The sequence below is a fragment of the Paenibacillus sp. MB22_1 genome, from assembly GCF_047200555.1.
GTDB lineage: Bacteria > Bacillota > Bacilli > Paenibacillales > Paenibacillaceae > Fontibacillus > Fontibacillus phoenicis.
On sequence record NZ_JBLADV010000002.1, the window covers coordinates 846,533 to 869,706 of the forward strand.

Genomic DNA, 23,174 nt, shown 5'->3' on the forward strand with positions numbered 1-23,174 from the left:
TCTTATGCCGTAGTCGCGAAACCGCGTTTGAATTGCTCAATAACTTCTTTCAGCTTCGTTTCGTTCTCTGGCGTCAGATCCTTGGTGTCGCGGATCGACTGCAGAACGTCGTCATGCTGATTTTGGATAAAGGACAGGAATTCCGCTTCGAAGCGGCGAACGTCCGCCAATGGAATATCATCCAGATAACCTTTGACTGCGGTATACAAGCTGACTACTTGCAACTCAACAGCCAACGGTTGGTTGACGCCTTGCTTCAGGATTTCCATCATGCGCGAACCGCGGGTCAACCGGGCTTGCGTCGATTTGTCCAGATCGGAACCGAACTGGGAGAACGCTTGAAGCTCGCGGTATTGGGCGAGGTCCAGACGCAGGGTACCGGCAACCTTCTTCATTGCCTTGATTTGCGCGGAGCCGCCGACCCGGGATACGGAGATACCCACGTTAACCGCTGGACGTTGACCGGAGTAGAACAGGTCGGACTCCAGGAAGATCTGACCGTCGGTAATGGAAATGACGTTCGTTGGAATGTACGCCGATACGTCGGAAGCTTGCGTTTCGATAAACGGAAGCGCCGTGATCGATCCGCCGCCAAGCTCGTCGCTCAGTTTGGCTGCACGTTCCAGCAGACGGGAGTGCAAGTAGAAGACGTCACCCGGATACGCTTCGCGGCCCGGAGGACGACGGAGCAGCAAGGAAAGTTCGCGGTAAGCTGCTGCTTGTTTCGACAAATCGTCATAGATAATCAGGACATGCTCGCCTTTGTACATGAAGTACTCGGCCATCGCTACGCCAGCATAAGGGGCAATGTACAGAAGCGGTGCCGGTTCCGAAGCAGAAGCCGATACCACGATTGTATAATCGAGTGCACCATGGCGACGAAGCGTTTCAACAACGCTAACAACCGTTGATTGCTTCTGACCGATGGCAACGTAAATACATTTCACACCGTTGCCTTTTTGGTTGATGATCGTATCGATGGCAATCGCCGTTTTACCGGTTTGACGGTCACCGATGATGAGCTCCCGTTGGCCGCGGCCGATCGGAACCATCGAGTCGATTGCTTTAATCCCGGTTTGCATCGGTTCATGAACCGATTTCCGGTCGATAACGCCCGGAGCGTTATTTTCTACTGGACGGAATTCCGTCGTTTCAATCGGTCCTTTACCGTCGATCGGTTGACCCAGCGGGTTCACAACGCGACCCAGCAAAGCTTCGCCTACAGGAACCTGCATGATTTGGCCGGTCCGTTTCACTTGATCGCCTTCGCGGATTTCGCTGTAAGGGCCAAGGATTACGACACCCACATTGCTCTCTTCCAGGTTAAGAGCAAGACCAAAAATGCCATTTTCAAACTCGAGCAGCTCGTTCGCCATAGCGTTCTCAAGCCCGTGAACACGGGCGATACCGTCACCAACTTGAATAACGGTGCCGACTTCAGCTACTTCGATTTCCGATTTATATTGTTCGATCTGACTTTTAATCAGTGTACTGATCTCTTCAGGTCTGATACTCAAGTGTTTCACCCCTATCTACAGTGCTTGTCTTCGAAAAGACTTTTCGAGCCGTTCCAATTTCCCGGCCAAGCTTCCATCGTACAACGTGTCGCCAATTCGTACTTTCATCCCGCCAAGCAACGATTTGTCAATCACGTTCTCGACGCGAATCTTCTTATTTAAGAGGGCGCCGAACTCCGCAGCAACCTGCTGCTTCTCCTCTTCGCTGAGCGGATAAGTCGTCGTCACCAACGCGTTGGCAAGTCCAAGCGCTTCGCTGGAAATGCTCACGTAAGCGTCTACCAGCTCCGGCAGGAGCCCGATTCTTCCGCGTTCTACCAGAAGCTTCACCGTCGAAACTACAGGTTTGGACAGTTTGCCTTCAATCGCATTGGAGATCGCTTCCCATTTGGCCGATTCCGTAATCTTCGGCGAGGCAAGAAAATGCTCAATGTCATCCCCTGCCCGAAAAGCTGCCGCCAGCGCCTTCAGTTCTTCTTCAACCTCCAGCGTCCGGCTTTCCGCCGCAGCGATCTCATACAATGCTTTGGCATACCGTTTTGCGGCTACGGTCTCGCGGCTCATGAGCGGCCACCGACCTCTTTAAGGTACTTGTCAACCAGTTCGCCTTGAACGCCTTCTTCGCTGACTTCCTTCTCGATCAGCTTGGATGCGATCTTCACCGACACTGCGCCCACTTCGCTGCGAAGTTGTTCCACCGCGCGGTTCTTCTCGTTCTGAATGTCGCGTACCGCTTCTTCTTTCAAGCGGGCCGCCTCGTTCTTGGCTTCCTCAAGCATTTGAGCGGCTTGCTTGCTGCTCGTTTGCTTGGATTGTTCAATAATTTCATACGCCTCTTTGCGCGCTTGCTGAAGGGCAGCTTTTTGCTCCTCCACATAAGCATTTGCCTGTTCACGTGTTTGCGCCGCTTCACTCAGCTGCTGCTGAACGAGTTCACGACGCTTCTCCATCACGGAAAACAGCGGACCAAATGCGTATTTGTTCAACAAGAAGTATAAAATCCCGATCGCAATCAATGCGAGGACGGTGTTTTCCCATACGAATTCCAAACTCAAGTCACTCCTTTCCGAAGCCTATCCGCATATCGCGTATCGCCCGCCCTGGGCTAAAAAGAAGGCGAGGACGTCTGTGGCCTTCCCCGCCAATTCTTTTCTAAAGATCTTATTAAGCCTGACCAAAGAACATAAATGCCAGGACCACGCCGATGATCGGAAGTACCTCGATCAAACCTACGCCGATAAACATCGTTGTTTGCAGAGTGGACTTCGCTTCAGGTTGACGAGCGATCCCTTCAACTGTTTTGCTGATAACCATACCGTTACCCAGCGCTGCGCCGAATGCGCCCAAACCTGCTACGATAGCTGCTGCTAATAATGCCATTGCTCCCATTTTGTATATCCTCCTTAAGTAAAATCAAATTTTATAGTTCAGTCAGGTTGAAGTCTTTCTCCAATCCGTAACTTGAAACTTAGACTAGCTATAGTGGGCTTCAAACATTGCCGGTTAATGCTCTTCGTGACTTTCCAGGTTTTGCGAGATATAAACCATCATCAAGATGACAAAGACGAAAGCCTGGATAGCACCAACGAAAATACTGAATCCATCCCAAACCATCAACAGCGGAACGGAGAAGATTGCACCAACCACGCTCGCTTTGGCCAAAGTCATAATGGTGGAGATCAGTACCTCGCCCGCGAAGATATTCGCGTAAAGACGAACGCCATGCGTTAACAGCTTCGAGAGCTGCTCAATCAAGTTAATTGGCAGAAAGAAAGGATAGGGCTGAACGTAATGCTTAAAATAATTTCTCGTGTTTCTTACCATCCCCAAACCGTGGGACAATACGAATACGAGCAAGGCCAGACCCATCGTTACGCTGAGGTCAGCCGTAGGTGATTTCCACCATGCCACCTCGGCGTGAGCTTCCTCACCCGGATGCTTCTCATGCTCTTCCGCAAGCACCTTCGTAACCGAAGTGATTTCCTGACCGAAAATTTTCGCTTTCGCCGGATCATCATACTCCGTTACGACCCCAAACAGAAGCCCTAGCATGTTGGCGACAAAGATAAACATAATCATCGTCATGGCCAGAGAGAGAAAAGGTCTTCCCTTCTTCAGATCCATGGTGCTGGAGATCAAGTTCTGAACGAACTCAGCCGCCCACTCCATGAAATTCTGCAGCTTGCCGGGATTCTCTACGGATAGATTCCGAGTCGCTAGACGCGCGATGACGAACACGATGGTGCAGGTCACCACCAGCATCAAGATGATGGACAAGTCCAAATGCAGACCGCCCAACTCTATGACCGGAGCTTCATGCATGTTTTCTCACCCCCATTCCAAGTTGAAATGCTACCAAGCTTTAAGGCTTACGAGAAAAACGAATACCTATAAAAAGAAGAAAAAATTGCGCAAAAACCAGACTGCCGGCAACCGCATACACGTTTAGATGCTGCGGATATTTCATCGCGGCAAATACCGCTAGAACCGCCAGTGCTGCACGGGTCAGAAATCCCATGTTCAACCGCTTCGAACCGCCGTTAACCGCGGCATCCAGTACCTGCCGGACCTTGCGGCCTAAGTAAACCGCGTTAATCCAGCTTACTGCTGAGCCGAGCGCGATGCCAAGCATAATGCTTTGATACTCCGGCAATAAAGCGCCTCCCAGAAAACACAGGGCCAAGAAACCTAGGGTTCCGGCTGTCAGAGCGCGGTTGTATTTCGAGAGCTCATCCATCATTTCCTCCCACAACCGACTTAATCAGAGCGACAATGCCGATAATTCCCGCTGCAATGCCGATCAGAACCCCAAGGCCGATGCCCAGTCCATTCTTGAACCACAGCTTATCCAACCAGGCGCCAAGGAAGTAACCTCCCACAGCGCACACGGCAAAGTTCGTTCCTAAAGCGGTTACCACAGCGACAGCCTTCCATACGCTGTTGTTGTTTTTATCAGGTTTAATCGGGTCTTTCATCTCAAATCACCCTAATAATCCCAATTTATTTTACTAATTGTGAAGAGTTATTGTCAATTGAGGTTTTTTAGTGATTTAAAGCCATGAAATGCTAAATTTGCCCTTGCAATCCTGAATAAAACGCATACAGCGTACAGTAATACTGTATACTTTTTTGGGCTCGCGATCAAAACAAATTTTCGCTAGTTTGTGAACTTTCTGTGAAATTCCTCCGGACGATCCTTCAAAAATCCAAAATGGTGACAAATCGCATTGACAATTCTTTGAGATGCTTGTCCATCACCATACGGATTCGCTGCCCGGCTCATTGATTCGTATAGCTTCTGATCGCTAAGCAACGCCTTTGTCCGTTCATAAACCATCTCCTCATTTGTGCCGACCAACTCCAGCGTCCCCGCTTCGATCCCTTCGGGACGCTCCGTCGTATCGCGAAGCACCAGCACCGGAACACCAAAGGAAGGTGCTTCTTCCTGCAAACCGCCCGAATCCGTAAGTATCAAATGCGTATGAGGGTAGAAGTTGTGCAAATCCACCACATCTAATGGATCAATAAGTTTAATACGGGGATGATCGCCCAACGTTGCATAGGCCGGTTCCCTTACCGCAGGGCTGGGGTGAACCGGATACACGATGGCTACATCCTCAAACTCATCGGCAATTCTTCTTACGGCGCGGAAAATATTCAGATGCGGTTCGCCTTGCGACTCGCGGCGGTGCGCCGTCATGAGAATAAGCCGCTTTCCAGCGGCCCAGTCCAGCACAGAATTTGTGTAATTCGGCTGTACTGTATATTGAAACACATCCGTCACCGTGTTGCCTGTGACATATATAGCTGACTCCGGTTTATTTTCCTTACGTAAATTTCCAGCCGACCATTCCGTCGGAGCAAAATGAAGATCGGCCAAAACGCCGGTCAGCTGACGATTCATCTCTTCCGGATAAGGGGAAAGCTTGTTCCACGTCCGCAACCCGGCCTCGACATGCCCCACCTTAATTTGCTGCAGGAAAGCGGCGTAACTTGCCAAGAAAGTCGTTAAAGTATCGCCGTGTACAAGCACAATGTCGGGTTTGGCTTCCTTAAGGACGCCTTCCAATCCTTGCAATACACGAATCGTAATTTCGTTTAGTGTCTGGTTTGGCTTCATGACGTCCAGATCGTAATCCGGAACGATCTTAAAGACGTCCAGCACCTGATCAAGCATTTCGCGGTGCTGCGCCGTCACACACACCACCGATTCGATTTGTTCGGGATGCTTCTGCAATTCCAGAATCAGCGGCGCCATCTTAATCGCTTCGGGTCTGACGCCGAAGATCGTCATTACTTTAATCTTGCCCACCCTACTCAATTCCTTCCATATAGAGGTAATCAAAATAAGTTGTTGTCGTCTGCCTGTCTCGCAGCAACTAACTGTAAAAGCTACCGTTAATTTTGGGATATCCGGCATAAGTGCCTCGATTAGCTGTAAAAGCTACCGTTAATTTCGGCGCAATTCCGCATTTTCGCTGAGATCGGCCAAATTAGAGGTAGGATTTACTGTTATTTCTCTTCATTGCGCAAATAATAGAAAATTAACGGTACAATTTGCCGTTAAACCGGCCCTATGCCCTACGCCTTCGCCCCAACCATCTCCTAAGACGTTGGAGTTCCTATTCAGACGTTTGACTTACTTCGTGCCGTACAACCGGTCACCGGCATCGCCCAAGCCCGGAATGATATAGCCGTGTTCGTTCAGATGGCTGTCCAAAGCCGCTACATAAATGTCTACGTCCGGATGCTCATCATGCACCGCCTTAACCCCTTCCGGCGCGGCGATCAGGTTCATCATTTTGATCTGCGTGCAGCCGCGATTCTTCAACGCGGTGATCGCTGCAATAGCGGATCCCCCGGTGGCCAGCATCGGGTCGATGACGATCAGCTCGCGTTCCTGAACATCGGTAGGAAGCTTGATGTAATACTCAACCGGCTGCAGTGTATCCGGGTCACGGAACAGGCCGACATGTCCCACCTTTGCCGCAGGAAGCAGCTTCAACACTCCGTCAAGCATACCCAGCCCGGCGCGGAGAATCGGAATCAGCCCCAGCATCCGCCCAGAGATGACCTTCGACTCGGCCTCAGCGACCGGCGTCTGCACTTTGATCGACTCGAGCGGAATGTCCCGCGTAATTTCATAAGCCATCAACGTCGCCACCTCATCTACCAGTTCACGAAAATCCTTTGTGTTCGTGCGCATGTCGCGGATAAAAGTCAGTTTGTGTTGAATCAAAGGGTGATCACATACCACCAATTTTCTCATATTTCGTTCGTCCCTCCGGTTTTAATGCTAAGTCTTTACTTGCTTGTTCGTTCCCATTCTTCGAACGCTCCACAAATCTTGTCTATTATATCACTCCAAGATGGCATTTTCACCCTCAAGCCAACTTGTCAGAAAGCCGTCATAAAAACGTCACTCACCCCCATAAATAAGCCGTCTGACGCCCAAAAGCCCCACTTCTCCTCTCAGGCATTCTTGACAATTTGGAAAAAATTCCCACCCTTCCAATGCTGCCATTCCAGCCGGAAGATTCCCCACGTACCAGAAGTGAAACGCCAATAAGCCGGGAGCAGACGCTCCCGGCTTTGTTATGAGGCCTAACGGCCTGCCGTTGTCGTTGATCAAATTAATACTGCAAGTTCGGATACAGCGGGTACCGATCCGTTAATTCCGACACCTGTTTGCGTGCTTTATCCAGCACTGCTTCGTCCTTCGGCGATTTCAGCACGGCAGCGATGATCTGCCCGATTTCCTTCATCGCTTCCTCATCCATGCCGCGGGAAGTGGCAGCCGGCGTACCGATACGGATACCGCTGGTGATGAATGGGCTGGTCGGGTCAAACGGAATCGCGTTTTTGTTCACCGTGATCCCAATCGAATCCAGCACATGCTCAGCGTCTTTCCCCGTGATGTTCAGGTTGCGCGTATCCACCAGCATCAGATGGTTATCCGTGCCGCCAGACACGATGTTCAGGCCTTCGGCCATCAGCGTTTCCGCCAGGACCTTGGCGTTTTTCACGACGTTTTCGGCATAGGTTTTAAAAGAAGGCTGAAGCGCTTCGCCCAATGCAACTGCTTTAGAAGCAATCACATGCATCAGCGGGCCGCCTTGTGTACCTGGGAATACCGCTTTGTCGATGGCAGCTGCCCATGGCTGTTTGCACAGAATCATCCCGCCGCGCGGTCCGCGCAACGTCTTGTGGGTCGTTGTCGTCACAAAATGAGCATGCGGCACCGGGTTCGGATGCAAGCCTGCAGCCACAAGACCAGCGATATGCGCCATGTCGACCATGAACAGCGCACCTACGTCGCTTGCGATCGAAGCCAGCTTCTCGAAATCGATAATGCGCGGATAAGCGCTCGCCCCGGCAACGATCAGACGCGGACGATGTTTAAACGCTGCTTTGCGCACTTCATCGTAATCGATCAGGAACGTATCTTCTTGTACACCGTAAGCCACGAAATTATAGTACAATCCGGAAGCGTTAACCGGGCTGCCGTGGGTCAAGTGGCCGCCATGCGCCAGGTTCATCCCCAACACGGTGTCACCGGTTTTGAGGGCAGCCAGGTAAACCGCAAGGTTCGCTTGCGCACCGGAATGCGGTTGAACGTTGGCGTGCTCAGCGCCAAACAATTCTTTCGCCCGGTCGCGGGCGATATTTTCCACAATGTCCACACGTTCGCAGCCGCCATAATACCGTTTGCCCGGGTATCCTTCGGCGTATTTGTTCGTGAGTACGGATCCCATCGCTTCCATGACCGCCTCGCTGACGATGTTCTCGGAAGCGATCAGCTCAATGTTGTTGCGCTGACGCTTCAGCTCCAGATTCATGGCCTCCAGCACAGCCGGATCTTGCTTTCTCAAATTTTCCATCTTCCGTTATCCTCCTTAGAATCAAAGCCTATTCTTCATCGCAAAGCGTGAAATCCGAATCCGGCGGTAGCGTATAAACCGCCCGTTCCCCGCCGATCAGCTTCGGACGGGTCGTCGCTGCCGTAACGCGCGCTTGCCCAACCTGGCGCAGTGAAGGACGAAACGGCACAGCCACCCGCCGCAAATGCATGCCGATCAGCGTTTCGCCGATATCGATCCCGGCGTGGGCTTCCAGCGTTTCTGCCAAGCACGGGGCCGACAAACGCCGATAGGCTGCAGCGGCCATCGATCCGCCCGCCTTCGGCACGGGAACCGCAGCCACCTCCGTCAAGGAAAGCCGCTCCAGCACCGCCCGTTCGACCACCAGCGCACGGTTTAAATGCTCGCAGCATTGAAACGCGACGTCAAAGCCGTATTTGGCCCGAACCTGTTCGATCCCGGCCCACAGCTCGGCCGCGATGTCCTCAGCTCCGCTTGTGCCGATTCGTTTGCCCGCCACTTCACTGGTGCTGGCCCCGATGACCAGCAGCTTCCCCGGACCCAGATGAGCTGCAGCGGCCACTTCCTCCGCAATCGTTGCTACCTGTGTCCGCAGGGTTCCGAGCTTTTCACGTTCCATGTGATGCCAGCTCCTTTCTCCGTAAACCATAAAACATGTCACAAAGACTGTCCTTATTATATCAGAGAAAGGCGCACCGCAAACGGATGTCCGTCCGCTTCACTCAAAACCAACCAACAAAAAAAGAGCATAACGCAACTTACGTGCGTCGTGCTCTTTGCCCAGGCGACCGGCCGTATTCTCCGATGCTCCATCGTGGTTTGATCCACTCTTGTCGCCAGTTACATCGGAGCTAAAACTTCTGCTATTAGAATAAAGCATCCGCGAAGCAAATGCAACTGGTTTAATGCCCCTCGCCGCGTTCCAGCTTGGCGATCAGCTTCTCCAGCGCTGCGCTGATCTCCGCCGCCGTTCGGTCATAGTCTGCTCGCGAACCGCCAAACGGATCGGAAATATCGAAAGTGGGCAGCCGAAGATGCAGCTCATCCAGACGCCGTTGCTGCTCCGCCGGCCACTCTTTGCCCAGCGCCCGCGCCAGCTCCCGGTCCGCCGCGAGTTGTCGAAACTCCTCCAAGGCAGCTAATATGGAGGCGTCTTCTTCCACGTATTCTTTTAATGTAAATATTTTATCGGCTGTCTCCGGAAATGAATGAATCACCTGGCGCTTATGCCCTTGCGTCAGCGTCAGAATCAGATCGGCCCACTCCGCCAGTTCGGCATAGAGAGGGGTAGATTCAAAAGTATCCTTAATCCCCCGGTCCCGCAGCACGGCTTCCGCATGACGGGAAATGGAGGCCCCTTTCATGGCGGCTACGCCAGCCGAGCGGACTTCCACGTCCAGCCCCCGGTCCCGCGCCAGCTTGCGCAGCATACCTTCGGCCATCGGGCTGCGGCAGGTATTTCCGGTACACACAAACAAGATGCGCATGCCCTTTCACCTCCATATTCAGCGGGAAGGCTTACCCGCGTTTGGACCTTATTTTATCACGAAAGACCTCGGTTTCAAAAGATAAACAATAGTCCAAACGCGAGCAAGATCGCGCCGCCGGCCGCCTCCCCGTAATCGCCCAGCGAACGCCCCACCCCTCGCCCCATCGCCAGCCCAACCAAGGACATCAAGCCGCCAAAAAATCCAAAGGCCAGCACCGTCAGGAGCCAGTCCCCTTGGAACATGCCTAGCGACACGCCAACGGAAAACGAATCGATGCTGACGCTCAGTGAAAACAGCAACGCACCTAACCAGGTCCGGTGGTTGATCGACTGTACACCGCTGCCTTTGACCGAGCTGACGATCATATGCGCGCCAAGCAGGAACAGGAGCCCGCCTGCCACGTATCGTGCCAAGCTTCCGAGCAGCGCGCCGACATACTGTCCCGCCGCGATCCCCAACAGAGGCATTAGCACGTGAAAGAGAGCCACCATCGTCCCGATACGGAACGCATCTTTCCGCCGGACTCCCTTCATCCCGATGCCGACGCCCAGCGATAAAGCATCCAGCCCCAGCGCAATCGCCATCAGCAGGATCGTCACCAGCTCTCCCAGCCGCTCATAAGCCTCTGTCATAACCGTTAGTCCCCTTTGTTCCGTCTTTTGTACAACCATATGCGGACAGGTCCCGGTTCATGACTTAAGGGGCACGTGGGGCTTTGGGTGAGAAGGGGGAATCGAGGGGCGCGGATCCCCCACCAACGTGGAATTAACGGTAAAAGATGGCGTTATTTTCTCAACATTTGGGGGTGATCGGACAATTAACGGTATTTTGTGTCGCTAATTCGCCCTCTAGTCGGCCGTTCTCCCGATATCCGCAAAAATAACACCACGATTTACCGCTATTTGCGCAAAACAAGGCCTTACCTCTAAAAATAACGCCAGTTTTTACCGCTAATCATTGCCAAAAGCGCCGAACGAGCCTCTTACGGTACGAATCGTACTTAAGCTCGCCCTTTAGTTCAGCAGGTGAAGCGTTCATTCCACTAATCTTCCCAACCGCCGAACAAATCGATCTGACGCGGCGGAAGCTCGCGCGGCGATTGGCCCAGCAGGCCCATCATGTCCAGAGCGTTTGACGCTGCATCTCCGCCGGAATTGTTGTTGAAGATCATACAAATCTCCTTCGTCCCTTGGCTGAACAACTGGTCCAGCATTCCAACCCAGTCCTGCAACTCCTCCAGCGAATAGCGGTACAACGTACGAATCTCCCGCCAATTGGGTGCGCTGGCTTGACTCCAACCTGCAGCATTTCGCCCATGCATGCGGACGATCGTTAACTCGGCGTCGGTGGGTTCCAGCACCGTGGGAACCGAGCCTCGTCCGATCTGGGGCTCATCGCAAACGATATGGATCCAGCCCTCCTGGCGCATGAACTCCAATGTGCGCTCTCGGTTAGCGGGCGTGAACCAGCTTTGATGGCGAAACTCCAGCGCTAGCGGCAGGTTCCCCATCCATTTGCGGATCGCGCGCAGCTGCCGGACATGCTCCGCCGTGCAGTCGAACCAGGGCGGGAATTGGAACATCACGGCCTTGAGCCGGCCCGCCTCCACCACCGGGCGAATCGAATCCAGATACGCCTGGAACATGTCCCCCGGACCGCCAAACGGCGATTTCCCCCGGCTATGTCCGGTCATCCCTTGGTACGCTTTGATGATAAACGTGAAATCGGACGGCGTCTCCGCCAACCAGCGGCGATAGACCTCTTCCCCAGTACGGCGTAAAACGAACTGTCCACCTCTACCACGTTAAAATACTTCGCGTACCAAGCGAGCTTGTCTTTGGCCGGCGTTCGGGCAGGGTATAAATCGTCATGATCGCCCCAGCCGGCCAGGCCGATGCGGATCATGACCTCACCCCCTGCCCTCTTCCGAATCTCCGCCGGCGTCAATCACCCGGTGACCGGCGGCTTTCAGCAGCCGGTTCATCACCGCCGAGCCGAGCCCTTCCTCGGGGCAGGCTTCGGCGAGGATATAGGTGACGCCGCATTCGTCGAAGCGGCGGAGCGCAGCGTAGAGACGGTGCGCCGCCGTCTCCAGCTCATCCTCGCGGCCGAGCGAGAGCGCGCAGTCGGCGCGGTAGGACGGGAGGCGCTCGTCGAAGGCGAGCACGCCCGTCTTCTCCCCGCGCGCCGTGGCCGCCGCGAGCTCGGCCCGGATGCGGTCCGCCACCCGGTCGGCGGACCCGCGCACAATATGCAACACGCCCTGCGGCGCATAGTGCGTGTACTTCATGCCCGGCGCGCGAGGCGCAGCCGCCGGGCCAGGGGCCGCTTCGCCGCCCGCCTTCGCCTTCGGCTGCAGGGCGGCGTCCAGCCGCACGCCCGCGCCAGCCACGCGGGCGAGCTGCTCCACCGTGATCCCGCCAGGGCGGAGCACGGTGACAACCCCGTCCCGGCCGGCTTCTACGACCGTCGACTCCAGGCCCACCCCGGTGGGCCCGCCGTCGACGATGCCGTCAATGCGGCCGGACAAGTCCTCGCCCACGTGGCTCGCCAGCGTGGGGCTCGGGCGGCCCGACCGGTTGGCGCTAGGCGCCGCCACCGGGCACCCCGCTGCGGCGATCAGCCGCAGCGCCACGTCGTGGGCGGGCATGCGCACGCCCACGGTGGACAACCCCGCCGTCACGCGCGGTGAGACGGCGCCTTCGGACACGGGCAGCACCAGCGTGAGCGGCCCGGGCCAAAACGCCTCCATGAGCCGCCGTGCCGTCTCGTTCACTTCCGTGACGAGTCCGTCCAGCTGGCTCACGTCGGCGATGTGCACGATGAGCGGATTATCGGACGGGCGGCCCTTAGCGGCAAAAATCGCCTCCACCGCCGCCGTATTCCGCGCATCCGCCCCAAGCCCATACACCGTCTCCGTCGGGAACGCCACCGTCCCGCCGGAGGCTAGTACAGCGGCGGCTTCTTTCAGCGCCGCCGCTTCCTCCGCATCCACATCATCCGGCACTCCAGCCCCAGCTCCAGTTCCAGGCTGGACATGCCACCAACGTGTCGTTTTGGAGGCCACTTCTTTTAAAGCAGGAAGATCCCCGCTGTGTTCCGCTTGATTTGGTTTCATAGATTCCTGTCGGCTCATTCTCGTTCATCCCAAACTGTTCAATAATATATTCTACTATTATACCCGAACCAAGCCATGCGCATAGCCGCAAAAAAAACCGCCCGGCATCCCCGAACGGTTAAACAGTTCTCAATATATAAATCACTAAGCAAATAGACTGGCAATCCAGTTCCAGAGCTTCACCAGCATATCCCACAGGAAGAAACGCACTTCCGTCTCCTCCGGTTCAACCTGAACGGCATCTCCCGCAGCCCCGGCAGCCGAGGCCTTTGTTGTTGCAGTGGTTACCGCCCCCGCGTCCTTAGCCAACGCGTCCCCGCTCCCGGCGTCGATGAAGCAAAGCGGCGGAAACAACACACACCACCAGTTTTTCCCTTTCCCTTCGCCCAGCGTCACGCGCAGCGCTTCGTAGTCGCCCGCTGGATAAACGGCACCGCCGTACATTTTGGTCGGAAACGGCACGGTGCCGAGCTCAACTTGATAGTCGTAGTTTTTGCCATATTGCTTAAGCGTTTGACCAACTTGCTCCTCGATAGCCGGCAGATGCTCGCGGATCACCTGGCGCGCTTCCTCCAGACTCTGCGGATTCTCCAGCTGTGCAACCCAGCCGTTCATTTGCTCAACGACAGCATCGCGAACACGACGTTTGACGAGTTGATCCGCAGCTCCATCCGAATTTGCAAGAATGCGCAGCCGAATCGATTCCTGCGGAATCTGAGAAATCACCGCTTGCGACCCCGCCGCCGCGGCTGTATCAACCATTTGTCCTTCCCAGGACATCATCAACATAACAATCGAAAAAAAGATAAGTGCGATTTTCTTACGGGAAAATGAACGTCTACCCATGATTCCTTGCTCCTAACCAAACCGGTATTTCAGCCGCTGATGTCTATCAGTATGTCCGGTTAAGAGACTTCTAAACCTAGGAATCTAGTAAAAATGTTATCCCCGATTTTCCGACTGGCGTTTAGATCTGAGCAAGGCATAACGCGACGTAGGTGCCGACGAAGCCACAGGGGGCTTCTCTTCTTCCTTCTCTTGCCCGTAGATCCGGATGCTCATCGCCACGCCGATGCTCGCCATATTAATCAGCAGCGAGGTACCGCCATAGCTGATGAAGGGCAAAGTAATCCCTGTCAAAGGCATGAGACCAATGAACATGCCGATATTTTCAAAAATCTGATACAACAGCATCGCCACAATCCCCACGATTAAGTACGGCCCGCTGGTTTCGCGGGTCTCAAGCGAGATCAGAATGAGCCGGTGAATCAGTACAAAATACAACAGCAGCAACGCCGAGCTCCCGATAAAACCAAACTCCTCAGCGATCACCACAAAGATCGAGTCCGAGTAGGTGAGCGGTACCCGTTCCGACTGCACCGTCTCCCCTTTCATGTACCCTTCCCCGGTCATGCCCCCGGAGGCAATCGCCAGCTTGGCGTTCCGAGTGTGGTAGGAGGCGTCTTCGGACGCTTTCTCCGGCATAAGCCACGGATCGATCCGGTTGATCCAGTGCTCCCGGCCGATATCTACAAAGAAGTTATACACCTGATCATGATACGCTTTGTACGCCGTGATGCCTCCGATCACCGAACCGGCGAAGATCGCAAGCGCGATCAGCGCATGCCAATATTTAATATTCCCAATCCATAACATGCCCGCCAAAATCACGACATAGCTGAGCGCATTTCCTAAGTCATTTTGAGCCATTACCGCAACAAACGGGATAAAGGTCAGCAAGCAGATCGGCACAACGTCCCGCCAGAAAGCTAACCGAAGTTTGCGCTTGCGCAGCAGCATAAACCCAAGAAAAAGAACCAGCAGCAGCTTAAAAAACTCCGCCGGCTGAAAGCTCTGATTAATGACCGGAATCGTCAACCAACCAGTTGCGTTATAGTAGGTATTGCCAATGAACATCACGACGATCAACAGCCCGAAGCCAAACAGGTACAAGTAAGGCGCATATTTGACAAGCAGCCGATAGTCGAGAATCGAAACTCCAAAAAAGGCAACAAACCCCAGCGCATAGTAAACAAGCATGCGAAGGTGATAACCATGATATTGGGTGTTTGACGTAGCGCTGTACAACACCGCGATGCTGATGGCCATGAGCAGCAGCAGGATCACGACGATGGAGTAATCGATTTTTTTCAGTTTGCTCAGCATGAACATCCTCTTTTCTTGATCTAGAAACCCCGTACCTTTACTTTAAAAGAAACCCGGCCCAACTACAAATGAGCCCTTCGACCCAAATAACGGGTCACAGCGTCAAAAGGTTACCTTTTTAGACTTACTTTGCCCCGCGGCGGCATTTCTCACGTCTCCTCCTGCCCTTTTGCACCTTCTCGCCTCCTCTTTGAATCATTATCCCTTTCGTTCAGAAAGGAGGATTCTTTCTCGCTCCTCTTAGCCCAATTATCCCTTTCGCTCAGAAATGAGGGGTCCAAACATTTTTTTCTTCGTCCATTGTTACGCGTTGTTTTCCTCGTCGTCATTATTGTTACGCGTTCCCCAACGATCTGATGCAACGGGATAATCCATAAAAAGAGGGCGCAGATAGACACATTTGCCACAAAAGCTCGACGCACACGCCGTCGCACAGGTTAAACCGGCTCCAGCACCAATCTGGCTCTTATATTGTACCCCTATGTACATTTCTGGCACCTTTTTGCATGATTATCCCTTTCGTTCAGATAGGAGAGATTTTCCTCGCCTCGCTTTGTACCATTATCCCTTTTCTTCAGAAAGGAGGACTCTTCCTTACGCCTCTCTGCACGATTATCCCTCTCGTTCAGAAAGAGGAAGCGAACCTTTTTTTCCTCGCAGCCTCTATTGTTTCGCGTCCCCAACGATCTGATGCAACGGGATAATCCTTAAAAAGAGGGCGGCGGATAGACATGTCGCAAAAAAATGAGCGCCGACGCGTGCGCCGGCGCCCAAGTGGGGTCGGGATAAGAAAGGGAATGGAGGGGGGAGCAGGTTATACGGGAGTGATCAAGGTGATCGTCCCCGTCACTGCCGTCAGCGCATAAATACCGATCGTTTGAATGTTACTCAGCTGAACGGAAAATGTGCTGCCTTGCGTTACAGTCTGGATAAAGTCGGGTGCGTTATACCGGGTAATCCGGAGTTCGACGTTACCCACTGTAGCCTGAACCGTTACGATCCCGGTTGGGCCCAGCGGGTCGGCGGCCACGAAATACCCTTGGCCGACGCCGGCAGTTTGCGCGTACGGAAACGTCAAAGTAAACGCCATGTGATATCTCCCTCCTTTCGGCTTGAGATACCACATTCTATGAAACTATCCTTCCAAAATCAGCGGCTTTTGGTTGAGGAGATTCACCCATTTTCATAGAATCAGCGGAAGAGGGTAACGCCCGGGTGCGGCCGCCATCACGTCGCAACGTTGCGGCAAAGAGGATTACCCTCGTGCGATCCCCAGCACGTGGCGGTCGATGCCGGCGAGATCGGGGACGGTCACGATCTCGTCCCAATGGCCGGCGGCGCGGAGCAGGGCCGCGACGTCGGCCGCTTGGCCTTGGCCGAGCTCAAAGCCGATCAGGCGAGGCGGCCGCGGCAGCAGCGCGAGCTGCGCCATCATGGTCCGGTAGGGCGCGAGCCCGTCCGGACCGCCATCCAGCGCGCCGCGCGGCTCATAGTCCCGCACCTCTGGCTGCAGGTGCGGGATGTCCTCCGCCGGTATATACGGCGGATTCGACACCACGATGTCCAGCGGCTCGCCGGCAAAAGGTTCAAGCAGGTCCCCCTGCTTGAATGTCACCGCGAGGCCGAGCCGCCGGACATTGTCCTGCGCCACCGTCAGGGCGTCCGGCGAGATATCGCTCGCCGCGACGCGCCATGCTGGGCGCAGGTGGGCCAGGGCTGCGGCAATCGCGCCGCTGCCCGTGCCGATGTCGGCGGCGTACGGCGCGCCGCCGGGCCACAGCGCATCGCCTTCCAACGCGATGCGCTCCACCAGCAGCTCCGTTTCTGGGCGGGGGATCAGTACCGCCGGATTGACCCGGAAGGTCAATCCGTAGAACTCCTGCTCCCCGATAATATACTGCGCTGGCTCACCCGCCGCTTTGCGGCGGATCACCGCTTCCCAGGCGTCCCGCTTGTCCGCCGGGAACGGGTCACGCAGCGCGGCCAAATACGCCGCGCCCGTCAGGCCCAGCACATGGCGGAGCAGCAGCTCCGCATTCGACCCGGGCTCCCGCACGCCCGCCGCCGCTAAAAAAGAAGAAGCCTCTTTACGGGCTTCCCATATCGTCATTGCACCGGACATCCGGTATCCTTCATTGTGCAACACGTTATTCTCCTTTTTCCATCAGTTCAGCTTGCTCAGCAATCGTCAACGCCGATACGATCTCTTCCAGCTCGCCGTTCATCACCTGATCCAGCTTATGCAGGGTCAGGCCGATCCGGTGGTCGGTTACCCGGCTTTGCGGGAAGTTGTAAGTCCGGATCCGTTCGCTGCGGTCCCCAGTACCCACCTTGCTTTTCCGTTCGCCGGCGTATTTCGCTTCCTCTTCCTGACGCTTCATATCATAGATCCGGGCACGCAGTACCTGTAGTGCCTTCTCTTTGTTGGAGTTCTGCGATTTGCCGTCTTGGCAAGTGGCCACGATACCGGTCGGGATGTGGGTAACCCGCACGGCGGATTTGGTCGTGTTAACCGATTGGCCGCCCGCGCCGCTCGAGCAGAACGTATCAACACGGATATCCTTATCCAAAATCTCGATATCCACTTCCTCAACCTCCGGCAACACCGCAACCGTCGAGGTCGATGTATGAATCCGTCCGCCGGATTCCGTCGCCGGAATGCGCTGCACGCGATGCGCGCCGCTCTCGTATTTCAGCTTGCTGTAAGCGCCCTTGCCGTTAATCATAAAGATAACCTCTTTGAATCCGCCCAGGTCGCTTTCGTTCATATCCATCACTTCGACGCGCCAGCCTTGAGAATCGGCATACCGTGTGTACATCCGGTACAAGTCGGCAGCAAACAGAGCCGCTTCGTCTCCTCCGGCCGCGCCGCGAATTTCCACGATTACGTTTTTATCGTCATTCGGGTCCTTCGGCAGCAACAAAATGCGAATTTTTTCTTCCAAAGCCTGCTGGCGCGCGGTCAGTTCCTCGATTTCCATCTTCACCATTTCGCGCATTTCATCATCCAGCTTCTCGGCCTGCATCGCTTTGGCCGCTTCCAGCTCTCCGATTACATTCTTATATTCGGTGTACGCCTCATAAGCCGGCTGTAAATCCGATTGTTCTTTGGAGTAATCCCGCAGTCGTTTCGAGTCGTTCGCCACGTCTGGATCGCAAAGCAGCTCACTTAACTTCTCGTAACGGTCAGCCAAGGATTGTAGTCGGTCCAACAAGGGATATCACCTCTCTTCATTCGATCACAAGATCTTATAAAAAGCCGCTTATCCACTGATTATTATTTCAGGGATAGACGACTTTTTATTATATCATGGAGGTCATGTTTTGGCTAGATCACATTCGCCCAGACCTCCAACTTCCAATTTGGAACTTTCCATCTCAAAAAAAGACGCCGCAAGGGCGCCTTTTCATGAAATGGATGAAACGCCGCTTCCTAGATGTCAAGCGGGCGGCTGCCCTCCCCTAACCCATCCGCGCCGGGCTTCGTAAAGCCTGCCGGCGAGCGAAGGGCAGCGATTTGTTCGATCAGCGACTGCTCCAGCTTTGCGTTCCAATTCCGGACCATGCCAGGCAGCAAGCAAGCATCGACAATGACCCACACGGTCAGCGCCAACCCAAACAATATGACGGGGATAAGCAAAAACAGGGCCCAATCTATGAAAACAATGCAATTTTCTCCCATATATTCATTTTCTATTATGAAGGTATACCGTACACTCCCTCGTGAATCACTTACTATTCGAAAGTAAAAAAATGCAAATAAAAAAACTGCCCCAGGGTTCGCATAAATTCTGCGCCCCTGAGGCAGTGATCCTTCGCTGTTACTCGAGTTGCACTATACGTTAAAGCGGAAATGCATGATATCGCCGTCCTGGACGACGTAGTCTTTCCCTTCCAGCCGCAGCTGGCCGCGTTCGCGCGCCGCGCTCATCGAACCGGCAGCAACGAGGTCTTCATAAGAGACAACCTCCGCACGGATAAAACCGCGCTCGAAATCGGAGTGAATCACGCCGGCGGCTTGCGGCGCTTTCGTGCCTTTGCGGATCGTCCAGGCGCGAACTTCTTGAACGCCAGCCGTGAAATACGTATACAGGCCAAGCAGACGGTATGCTGCCTGGATTAAGCGATCCAAACCGGAAGCGTTCAGACCAAGCTCCTCCAGGAACATCTTCTTGTCTTCGCCTTCCAACTCCGCGATCTCCGCCTCCACCTTGGCGCTGATCGGAACGACTTCGGCGCCTTCAGCCGCAGCAAATTCTTTGACCTGCTGCACAAAAGGATTGTTGTCCGCATCGCTTACGCCATCCTCGCTAACGTTAGCAGCATACAGCACCGGCTTCAACGTCAGCAGGTGCAAATCGCGCACGATCAACTTCTCTTCGTCCGTCAGCTCTACGCTGCGCGCCGGCTGATCGTTATACAGCGCCTCCTTGATCCGTTCCAGAACCTCAACTTCCTGTGCGTATTGCTTGTTGCCGCCCTTCATATTTTTCTTGGCGCGTTCGATCCGTTTCTCCACGCTCTCCACGTCAGCCAAGATCAATTCCAGGTTAATCGTTTGGATGTCGCTGATCGGGTTGATTTTGCCGTCCACGTGCGTAATGTTCTCGTCCTCGAAGCAGCGAACCACGTGAACGATCGCGTCCACCTCGCGGATATGGGCCAAGAACTTGTTGCCAAGTCCCTCCCCCTTGCTCGCACCGCGGACCAACCCGGCGATATCCACAAATTCAAAAGCTGTCGGAACCGTCCGATTCGGAACCACCAGTTCGGTCAGCTTGTCGAGCCGCTCGTCCGGCACTTCCACGACGCCGACGTTCGGATCGATCGTACAAAACGGATAGTTGGCGGATTCCGCCCCCGCCTGGGTTATCGCGTTAAACAGTGTGGACTTCCCCACGTTCGGCAAACCCACAATGCCTGCTTTCAAAGCCATATCATTGACAACTCCTCATTCGTGTAATTGCTCAACTTCCTTCAACCATAGTAACGATACGCCGGGAATATTTCAAGGATAACGCTCCAAGGTTTTGAACATCTGTATGTCCGTGACCGTGTAACCCATCTTTTGATACAAACGAAACGCCCGTTGGTTATGTCCGAACACATGAAGGCCAATCCTATTCAACCTCAATTCGCGCACCTTTTCCTCCAGCACGGTCATCGCCGCTTGGCCGTAACCTTGGCCCTGGAATTCATCATAGATCAAGATATCGAGGATAAAAGCTACCGGACCTTTTTCCTGCTCCAGCACATTAAACCAAAGATGGCCCACAGGCGTTTGCTGTTCTTTCTCCTTCACACTGAACAGATAGGCCCCCTCCGTCTCCAAATCATCCGAACCCTAATTCACTCACGATCATCTATCCAAACGGATACCAAAAGCCTTGAAGCAAGCTTTGCTTCAGACCTACGCCGGTCGCCAGCAACACGACGCACAGCAGCGCGATCAGCTTATCGCTTCCCGTCATAACGGTGCCCATGTACCAGGTTCGCCGCGGCTTCGTGCCGAACCCGCGCAGGTCCATGGCATCGGACACCGATTCGATCCGCTGCAGCGAAGATTGCAGCAGCGGCACAACCGCCTGCGTTAAATTCCGCGCCCGTTGCAGCAGTGTGCCATCGCCGCGGGAGATGCCGAGCCCGCGCATCTGCAGCGCATTGAGAATCGTGCGGAATTCCTTTGTCAAATCGGGAATGTAGCGAAAAGCAATGCTGACCGCATATGCCAGCTTGTAAGGCACGCCTAACTTGTTTAAGCTGGCTGCAAAACGGCTGGGGTGTGTCGTAAATATAAATAGCAGCGTGATCGGCAGCAGCGTGAGATATTTCAGCGACAGCGTCAACACGTAAAACAACGTTTCTGCATTAATCGTATCATAGCCCAGCGGGATGAACGGCGTATCACTTCCGGTCAGCGTCGTGCCGAAGCGAGGCGTAATCAGCAGAATAAAAATGCTGTTAATCACAGTAAAAACCATCAGAGCCCAAAACAAAAGCGCCATTTTTCGGAAAGGAACCCGGGCGAGCAACAGCATCGTAACCCCGCCGGCCAGCATGACGACAAATACACGCAAATCCATGAACAGGAAGGTAACGACAGTCCAGGTCAAGAGTAGGATCAGCTTAACGGCGGCATCCATCCGATGAAAGAAAGATTCCCCGGCAACGTATAATCCGCTCGTTTGGTTCATGCTCGTTTCACCTTCTTTTCCGCTGCGATAAAAGCTTCCACAAAGCGCGAAGGCGAGGTGAGCCCCTGAGCCTTCGCGAAGCGGGCCAGACTCGTCTCCCGCAGGTTCGCCCTAGCGGTTAGATCTCCATCTGCGAGAATCCGTGCCACTGTATCCTCTGCGATAATCCGGCCCCCGGCCATCACTGCTGCCCGATCCGCATATTCCAACGCCAAATGCATATCGTGCGTGATGAACAAGAACGCCATTCCCTCCGCGGCCAGCCGGGCAATAAATTCCATAAATTCGGTATAATGCCGATAATCCTGTCCCGCCGTCGGCTCGTCCAAGATCATGAGCTTCGGCTGAAGCGCCAGGATGGCCGCGATGCTCAGCCGTTTCTTCTGCCCGAAGCTCAGCGCGGAAACCGGCCAGTTGCGGTACGGGTACAGCCCGCAAATCCGCAGCGCCTCATCCGCCCGCCGCCCTCGCTCAGGTTCGGGTACACCGCGTGCCGCGAGGCCAATTCGAACCTCGTCCCGCACGATGTGCTGGGTCAGCATGTGATGCGGGTGTTGCATCACATAGCCGATCGCTTCGCCGCGTCGGCGAATCGACCAGTCATTGATCACCTCGCCGGACAGGCGCATCTCGCCCTTATTCGGCTTAAGCAAGCCGGTGATCAACCCTGACAGCGTCGATTTGCCAGCCCCGTTGCTGCCAAGCAGAGCCACAGTCTCACCTGCACGGACGGTCAGCGAGACGTCCTCCACCGCATTCGTGCCCGGCTCGTAGGCAAACGACACACCCCGCAACTCAAGCAGCGGCTCTCCGACGCCGCCCCGTACAACCAGCGGAACCGAAGCCGCCCAGCTCTCGAGCCGCTCCCGCAGTTGAGGCTCACTCCCACCCGTCCGCTGTCTGTCATCCTTCATCCGCTCACTGTCGTCCTGCTCGTTCCCTTCACCCTTACCATCCAGCATCACCACATGTTCTTGGAGCCGTAATGCCGCCGGGTCAGTCAAGCCGGTGAAGTTCGACAACGACAGCCCCGCATGACACAGCGCGTCCAAGTACAGCGGCTGGCGCAGGCCGTACTGAGGGAGGATCCCCGCAGCGAGCAGCTCGTCCGGCATGCCAATCGCCGCGATCTCCCCCTCGTTCATGACAATGACGCGGTCGATATGCTCCAGCAGCACATCCTCGGCGCGATGCTCGATAAGGATGACCGTTTTTCCTTGGTTGCGGTGAATCTCGTCAATCAGCCGCATCGCTTTGGCGCCGCTGGCTGGGTCCAAATTCGCGAGCGGCTCGTCAAACAGCAAAATATCCGCTTGCGTCGACAATACACCGGCCAGCGATACCTGCTGTTTTTGCCCGCCGGAAAGCTCATGAGGTCCACGGGCTTCAAAGGCTCGCATGCCCACCAGATCCAGCGCCGAAAAAACAGCCTCCTTCATCACATCCTGCGGAGTCACCTCGTTTTCCAGTTGGAACGCCACATCCTCGCCAACCGTCTGACCAACGAACTGGGCATCCGGATTTTGCAGGATCGTACCGACCCGGCGGCTGCGCTCGAAGATCGTCATCGCCGAAGCATCTTGGCCTTCCAGCAGCAGCTGCCCCGAAATTTCACCGCCGTATGAAAAGGGAATTAGCCCATTGATACAATGGGCTAACGTCGACTTGCCGGAGCCGCTGGGGCCGGCGATCCATATTTTCTCCCCGCGTGCGATCTCTAAGTGGATGTTCTTTAGCGTAGGTTCGCTTTGATTTTTGTACCGAAAACTGAAATGTCGGAAAGTTATGACAGGCTGCATTTTTTCAGT

24 protein-coding genes, 1 pseudogene and 1 riboswitch are annotated in these 23,174 nt (G+C 54.6%); all 25 genes and pseudogenes read right to left on the bottom strand.

The window, feature by feature from the left end; translation table 11 throughout:
• Window positions 1-2 precede the first annotated feature (2 nt).
• The 25 genes and pseudogenes from atpA to ACL02P_RS15855 all read right to left on the bottom strand — a co-directional run bounded on the left by atpA (window position 3) and on the right by ACL02P_RS15855 (window position 23,165).
• On the bottom strand, window positions 3-1,517 hold the full coding sequence (gene atpA, locus ACL02P_RS15735) for a F0F1 ATP synthase subunit alpha (RefSeq protein ID WP_260071009.1): 1,515 nt from the start codon (window positions 1,515-1,517) through the stop codon (window positions 3-5).
• A 15-nt stretch (window positions 1,518-1,532) separates the two neighbouring features.
• Complete coding sequence (locus ACL02P_RS15740; protein WP_260071010.1) at window positions 1,533-2,081, bottom strand: F0F1 ATP synthase subunit delta; 549 nt, start codon at window positions 2,079-2,081, stop codon at window positions 1,533-1,535.
• Window positions 2,078-2,566, bottom strand: coding sequence for a F0F1 ATP synthase subunit B (gene atpF, locus ACL02P_RS15745; protein WP_260071011.1), 489 nt, complete (start codon window positions 2,564-2,566; stop codon window positions 2,078-2,080). The genes ACL02P_RS15740 and atpF overlap by 4 nt, the downstream gene beginning before the upstream one ends.
• Window positions 2,567-2,681: 115 nt before the next feature.
• Entirely contained in the window at window positions 2,682-2,906 is a 225-nt protein-coding gene (atpE, locus tag ACL02P_RS15750) for a F0F1 ATP synthase subunit C (protein ID WP_009223739.1), read from the bottom strand.
• A gap of 114 nt (window positions 2,907-3,020) precedes the next feature.
• On the bottom strand, window positions 3,021-3,839 hold the full coding sequence (atpB, locus tag ACL02P_RS15755; RefSeq protein ID WP_260071013.1) for a F0F1 ATP synthase subunit A: 819 nt from the start codon (window positions 3,837-3,839) through the stop codon (window positions 3,021-3,023).
• Between the two features lie 40 nt (window positions 3,840-3,879).
• Entirely contained in the window at window positions 3,880-4,257 is a 378-nt protein-coding gene (locus tag ACL02P_RS15760) for an ATP synthase subunit I (protein WP_412837688.1), read from the bottom strand.
• Window positions 4,247-4,492, bottom strand: a complete 246-nt coding sequence (locus ACL02P_RS15765) for an AtpZ/AtpI family protein (RefSeq protein WP_260071015.1) — start codon at window positions 4,490-4,492, stop codon at window positions 4,247-4,249. Before ACL02P_RS15765 ends, ACL02P_RS15760 begins: the two co-directional genes overlap by 11 nt.
• A 182-nt stretch (window positions 4,493-4,674) precedes the next feature.
• Window positions 4,675-5,829 carry a non-hydrolyzing UDP-N-acetylglucosamine 2-epimerase gene (gene wecB / locus ACL02P_RS15770; RefSeq protein ID WP_311202277.1) on the bottom strand — a complete coding sequence of 385 codons (1,155 nt, stop codon included), beginning with the start codon at window positions 5,827-5,829 and terminating at the stop codon, window positions 4,675-4,677.
• Window positions 5,830-6,156: 327 nt separating this feature from the next.
• Window positions 6,157-6,786 (bottom strand): uracil phosphoribosyltransferase, encoded by a 630-nt coding sequence (gene upp, locus ACL02P_RS15775; RefSeq protein ID WP_260071016.1) that lies wholly within the window; start codon window positions 6,784-6,786, stop codon window positions 6,157-6,159.
• 364 nt (window positions 6,787-7,150) lie between these two features.
• Window positions 7,151-8,398, bottom strand: coding sequence for a serine hydroxymethyltransferase (gene glyA / locus ACL02P_RS15780; protein ID WP_009223733.1), 1,248 nt, complete (start codon window positions 8,396-8,398; stop codon window positions 7,151-7,153).
• A 28-nt stretch (window positions 8,399-8,426) separates the two neighbouring features.
• On the bottom strand, window positions 8,427-9,017 hold the full coding sequence (locus ACL02P_RS15785) for a TIGR01440 family protein (protein WP_412837689.1): 591 nt from the start codon (window positions 9,015-9,017) through the stop codon (window positions 8,427-8,429).
• Between the two features lie 152 nt (window positions 9,018-9,169).
• Window positions 9,170-9,252: riboswitch (ZMP/ZTP riboswitch) on the bottom strand.
• Window positions 9,253-9,300: 48 nt separating this feature from the next.
• Entirely contained in the window at window positions 9,301-9,885 is a 585-nt protein-coding gene (locus ACL02P_RS15790; protein WP_412837690.1) for a low molecular weight protein arginine phosphatase, read from the bottom strand.
• 74 nt (window positions 9,886-9,959) lie between these two features.
• Complete coding sequence (locus ACL02P_RS15795) at window positions 9,960-10,520, bottom strand: manganese efflux pump MntP family protein (protein WP_412837691.1); 561 nt, start codon at window positions 10,518-10,520, stop codon at window positions 9,960-9,962.
• A 410-nt stretch (window positions 10,521-10,930) separates the two neighbouring features.
• Window positions 10,931-11,793, bottom strand: a pseudogene (locus ACL02P_RS15800) (DUF72 domain-containing protein).
• Window positions 11,794-11,797: 4 nt separating this feature from the next.
• Window positions 11,798-13,006, bottom strand: a complete 1,209-nt coding sequence (locus tag ACL02P_RS15805; RefSeq protein WP_412838255.1) for an L-threonylcarbamoyladenylate synthase — start codon at window positions 13,004-13,006, stop codon at window positions 11,798-11,800.
• 144 nt (window positions 13,007-13,150) lie between these two features.
• Window positions 13,151-13,852, bottom strand: coding sequence for a stage II sporulation protein R (gene spoIIR / locus ACL02P_RS15810; protein WP_260071020.1), 702 nt, complete (start codon window positions 13,850-13,852; stop codon window positions 13,151-13,153).
• Between the two features lie 96 nt (window positions 13,853-13,948).
• Window positions 13,949-15,172: an FtsW/RodA/SpoVE family cell cycle protein gene (locus ACL02P_RS15815; RefSeq protein WP_260071021.1), complete on the bottom strand. Its 1,224-nt coding sequence runs from the start codon at window positions 15,170-15,172 to the stop codon at window positions 13,949-13,951.
• Window positions 15,173-15,986: 814 nt separating this feature from the next.
• Window positions 15,987-16,262, bottom strand: coding sequence for a hypothetical protein (locus ACL02P_RS15820; RefSeq protein ID WP_412837692.1), 276 nt, complete (start codon window positions 16,260-16,262; stop codon window positions 15,987-15,989).
• Window positions 16,263-16,427: 165 nt separating this feature from the next.
• Window positions 16,428-17,294 (bottom strand): peptide chain release factor N(5)-glutamine methyltransferase, encoded by an 867-nt coding sequence (gene prmC, locus ACL02P_RS15825; RefSeq protein WP_260071047.1) that lies wholly within the window; start codon window positions 17,292-17,294, stop codon window positions 16,428-16,430.
• Window positions 17,295-17,319: 25 nt separating this feature from the next.
• Window positions 17,320-18,387, bottom strand: a complete 1,068-nt coding sequence (gene prfA / locus ACL02P_RS15830; RefSeq protein ID WP_009223721.1) for a peptide chain release factor 1 — start codon at window positions 18,385-18,387, stop codon at window positions 17,320-17,322.
• Window positions 18,388-18,605: 218 nt separating this feature from the next.
• Window positions 18,606-18,812: a hypothetical protein gene (locus tag ACL02P_RS15835; protein WP_412837693.1), complete on the bottom strand. Its 207-nt coding sequence runs from the start codon at window positions 18,810-18,812 to the stop codon at window positions 18,606-18,608.
• Window positions 18,813-19,007: 195 nt separating this feature from the next.
• On the bottom strand, window positions 19,008-20,108 hold the full coding sequence (gene ychF, locus ACL02P_RS15840; RefSeq protein WP_009223719.1) for a redox-regulated ATPase YchF: 1,101 nt from the start codon (window positions 20,106-20,108) through the stop codon (window positions 19,008-19,010).
• 72 nt (window positions 20,109-20,180) lie between these two features.
• Window positions 20,181-20,504 carry a GNAT family N-acetyltransferase gene (locus ACL02P_RS15845; RefSeq protein ID WP_412837694.1) on the bottom strand — a complete coding sequence of 108 codons (324 nt, stop codon included), beginning with the start codon at window positions 20,502-20,504 and terminating at the stop codon, window positions 20,181-20,183.
• A 31-nt stretch (window positions 20,505-20,535) separates the two neighbouring features.
• The gene (locus tag ACL02P_RS15850) at window positions 20,536-21,366 is read right to left on the bottom strand and encodes an energy-coupling factor transporter transmembrane component T family protein (RefSeq protein WP_009223717.1); all 831 of its coding nucleotides are present in this window, start codon (window positions 21,364-21,366) and stop codon (window positions 20,536-20,538) included.
• Window positions 21,363-23,165, bottom strand: coding sequence for an ABC transporter ATP-binding protein (locus ACL02P_RS15855; RefSeq protein ID WP_412837695.1), 1,803 nt, complete (start codon window positions 23,163-23,165; stop codon window positions 21,363-21,365). The genes ACL02P_RS15850 and ACL02P_RS15855 overlap by 4 nt, the downstream gene beginning before the upstream one ends.
• Between the last annotated feature and the right edge of the window lie 9 nt (window positions 23,166-23,174).